At 62.2% G+C, this 2,798-nt stretch carries 7 protein-coding genes; all 7 read right to left on the bottom strand.

What is annotated here, in order from left to right:
- Window positions 1-50: 50 nt before the first annotated feature.
- The gene (locus tag M1L53_RS32580) at window positions 51-698 is read right to left on the bottom strand and encodes a hypothetical protein (RefSeq protein WP_261949468.1); all 648 of its coding nucleotides are present in this window, start codon (window positions 696-698) and stop codon (window positions 51-53) included.
- A 67-nt stretch (window positions 699-765) separates the two neighbouring features.
- Window positions 766-1,146, bottom strand: a complete 381-nt coding sequence (locus M1L53_RS32575) for a hypothetical protein (protein WP_261949467.1) — start codon at window positions 1,144-1,146, stop codon at window positions 766-768.
- The gene (locus tag M1L53_RS32570) at window positions 1,146-1,508 is read right to left on the bottom strand and encodes a hypothetical protein (protein ID WP_261949466.1); all 363 of its coding nucleotides are present in this window, start codon (window positions 1,506-1,508) and stop codon (window positions 1,146-1,148) included. The genes M1L53_RS32575 and M1L53_RS32570 overlap by 1 nt, the downstream gene beginning before the upstream one ends.
- Window positions 1,509-1,829: a hypothetical protein gene (locus tag M1L53_RS32565; RefSeq protein ID WP_261949465.1), complete on the bottom strand. Its 321-nt coding sequence runs from the start codon at window positions 1,827-1,829 to the stop codon at window positions 1,509-1,511.
- On the bottom strand, window positions 1,829-2,215 hold the full coding sequence (locus M1L53_RS32560; protein WP_261949464.1) for a hypothetical protein: 387 nt from the start codon (window positions 2,213-2,215) through the stop codon (window positions 1,829-1,831). Before M1L53_RS32560 ends, M1L53_RS32565 begins: the two co-directional genes overlap by 1 nt.
- Window positions 2,216-2,221: 6 nt before the next feature.
- Complete coding sequence (locus tag M1L53_RS32555) at window positions 2,222-2,443, bottom strand: hypothetical protein (RefSeq protein ID WP_261949463.1); 222 nt, start codon at window positions 2,441-2,443, stop codon at window positions 2,222-2,224.
- Window positions 2,443-2,798, bottom strand: a 356-nt coding sequence (locus M1L53_RS32550; RefSeq protein ID WP_315974190.1) for a major capsid protein, incomplete at its 5' end; no start/stop codon positions are given. The genes M1L53_RS32550 and M1L53_RS32555, both read right to left, overlap by 1 nt.

Genomic DNA, 2,798 nt, shown 5'->3' with positions numbered 1-2,798 from the left:
AGTCAGCCCGCGCCCAGCCGGGGAGTCGTGGGCGCGGGCTGACGTTTTAGTTAGGCTGCGAAGCCCATCTTGGTGTTGAGCGCCTTCCAGCCCGGGCCGCCGTACAGGTGCTTGACCGCGTAGCCGAGAGTGGAGTCGATCTTCGCCGTCACCGTCATCTGGTACGCCAAAGCGTCTGCCGTGGACCAGGTCTGCTCGGAGATCTCCGAGATGGTGGCGCGAGGAAGGAAGCGAGCGATGTAGATCGCGTTGTCACCTTCGCCGTCCACGCCCAGGAGGATCATGCGGCAGTAGCGGGTATCAGGCTTGGTCGCTTCCGTGAACGACACCTCACCGGTGGTGGCATCAGGAGTGACACCGGACAGGTCCTGGTTGTAGTACAGCCCGAGGACTTCCTTGCGGGTCTCGATGCAGGTGAACCCGAAGGTCGAGGTGCGCCGGATGATGTCCGTGCGGACGTCTTCGAGAGCACCCCAGCCGGGAACGCCCGAGGACTCGGTATCCGCGGACGCGGAAAGGCCGGCGTCCGAGATTCGGCCGAGCGACTTGAAGCCGGTCGTCTCGGTCAGCGCGGACGTTGCGCCACTGGTGAGAGTGGCCGGGAGGGCGGTCGCGGTCGGGGCCGTCAGTGCGGCGCCGGCGAGGACCTTCCGGACCAACTCGTCCTTGAAATCTGCAAGTGTGTCGAACGTTGCCATGGGTATCTCCATTTCATGTGGGCATGTCGAAGCACCGCCCACCTGGAGCGGTTATGAGGTGCTGCGTTCAGGCGAAGTGGCGCCGGAACGCGAGTTGATAGGTCGATATGACCCGTTTGTCGTCCGGGTCGATGTCCGGAATTTGCTGACCGGCAGTTGATTCCGAAGCGCTGTCAATGAGAACGCCGTTGACTCTGACGTTTCCGGATGCGAGGACGGTCTGGCGGACTTGATTCGCCAACTGCCACGCCGCAGCGCGAGTGTCAGCGAACACCGCCACCTGCAATCGGGCGATGTCCGTGATCGAATCCGCTCCGCCGCCGACGCGGTTCACCTGAATAACCGGAAGCGTGTCGCCCCAACCTTCCGAGAGGAAGGTTGCAGTCGGCGCGAGAGGCGTGAGCAGGTCACACATCACCGCTTCGGCATCAGGGAAGAGTCCCGTCATCAGAACCCCGTTTCCAGATCTCGGGCAACGTCACGCAGGACGTGCTCGCCGGCGAATCCCCTGCCGCGCCTGCGGAAGCTGCCGAACTCGCGGGCGAGAGCGTGCGGCGAATATGCCGTGACATAGGCAACCCATCGGGTTGTCGTGCGACCACTGCGCGTGCCGGTGGACAACTCGGTGTGAATGCGGACATCGCGAGCATTGGCGCCGGTCCGCTTCTTCACGCGGTCGCGATAGAGAGCGACGGCGATCTCGGCGTGCTCGACCATCAGTGATCGGACAGTGCTGCTGACGAGGTACTTGCCGACGCCAGTCGCCTCCGAACTGTCCTGCCTGTAGTCCCATCCGTCATTGGCGGCCATTCAGACCACCGCCCTCAGCTTCACGGCCACGTAAGGCTTGCGGCCACTGAAAGGTGACGTCGGACGTGCAGGCTTGCCGTTGACGAAATATTCGTCGCCATCGGGCAATTGGATGCGGTCGGAGGCGAGAACGTCGGCACCGAAGGGGCAGAACAGCGTCACATCCGAAACGGACGCCTCACGCTGATCTTCCAGCTCGTCGACGTCAGTCCACTTGATCACGACATTCGAGATCGTGTGACTGACATCGAAACCGCCATCTCCGTACCGGTCACGTGGGCCGACCCGTAGGACGGTCACCGTCTCACCGTTACGCCACATCACAACCCCCTGGCAGTCATCGAGACCGCACCGGAACTTCTGATGCCGAGCAAACTCTCCAGGAGTTCCCGCTCAGCGTTCGTGACGTACAGGTTGCCGTCCGGATTACGGAGAACAACCTGCTCGGAATAGGCGTCGATGGTCTCGCCGTAGGACGTGACGCCCTCACGGTCGCCGTTGATCATCGAACGCTTCACGATCGAGCAACACACCATCGTCAGAGCTTCGGTCAGATCCACATTCCCTGCGGCCGAACCTTCGATGCCGGGAAACCAGGCGCGGATCCACAGCGATGCATCAAGCAGCAACTGTGTCGCCTGCGCCTCGGATGCAGCAGGAAGGGTCGGCCAACGGAGTTTCAGATCAGGAAGGGTGGCGAACGCCATGATCGATCACTCCTCGTCGGAAGCCTTGCGCGGTCGGACTGTCCGCTTCTTCGGAACCTCAACAGGTTCGGGATCAGGCTCACCCGCAAGGCGATTGAGTCGATCGAAGCGGACAATCGCATCTGGGTGGACCTGCACCACCTCGCCGGTCAACGCTGACCGGTGGGCACCGTCCGAATCGATGTACGACATCAACCCGACCCGGACGGTGCGCTCCACCGCAGACATTAAGCAGCCAACCCTGTCACTTTGAGGACACTCAACGGGTTTGTAACCGCGAAGAGTGCGCGGATCGAGGTCTGAACCCAGGTGGATTCCGTTGCCTCGTCACGCCATGTAGTGGTGCGCAGCGGCTGCTCGGTGCGGAACTCGCCGACACCGCGCTCTTCGACGACGTATGCCGAACCGGCTGCAACCTGATTGCTGGCAATCATGTCGGTGTTCCAGTTCGACAGAACATCCTTCCAGCGATCGCCGTAGACGACCTGGAAGTCGAGCATCTGAGCCGGGTTGACGATCCAGAGGTTGAACTCGTTGCCGAGCTCGAACGTCTCCGCCTTGAGCTGCACTGCCGCGAAGTCCG

It is taken from the genome of Rhodococcus sp. T9N (genome assembly GCF_024436645.1).
Classification (GTDB): Bacteria; Actinomycetota; Actinomycetes; order Mycobacteriales; family Mycobacteriaceae; genus Rhodococcus_F; species Rhodococcus_F qingshengii.
The sequence above is the reverse complement of the archived record's forward strand: the minus strand, read 5'-3'. Positions and strand labels throughout refer to the sequence as shown.

Bases quoted from the DNA above. Each gene is read 5' to 3' on its own strand.
- M1L53_RS32580 (WP_261949468.1), bottom strand. From the start codon at position 698: ATGGCAACGTTCGACACACTTGCAGATTTCAAGGACGAGTTGGTCCGG.
- M1L53_RS32575 (WP_261949467.1), bottom strand. From the start codon at position 1,146: ATGACGGGACTCTTCCCTGATGCCGAAGCGGTGATGTGTGACCTGCTC.
- M1L53_RS32570 (WP_261949466.1), bottom strand. From the start codon at position 1,508: ATGGCCGCCAATGACGGATGGGACTACAGGCAGGACAGTTCGGAGGCG.
- M1L53_RS32565 (WP_261949465.1), bottom strand. From the start codon at position 1,829: ATGTGGCGTAACGGTGAGACGGTGACCGTCCTACGGGTCGGCCCACGT.
- M1L53_RS32560 (WP_261949464.1), bottom strand. From the start codon at position 2,215: ATGGCGTTCGCCACCCTTCCTGATCTGAAACTCCGTTGGCCGACCCTT.
- M1L53_RS32555 (WP_261949463.1), bottom strand. From the start codon at position 2,443: ATGTCTGCGGTGGAGCGCACCGTCCGGGTCGGGTTGATGTCGTACATC.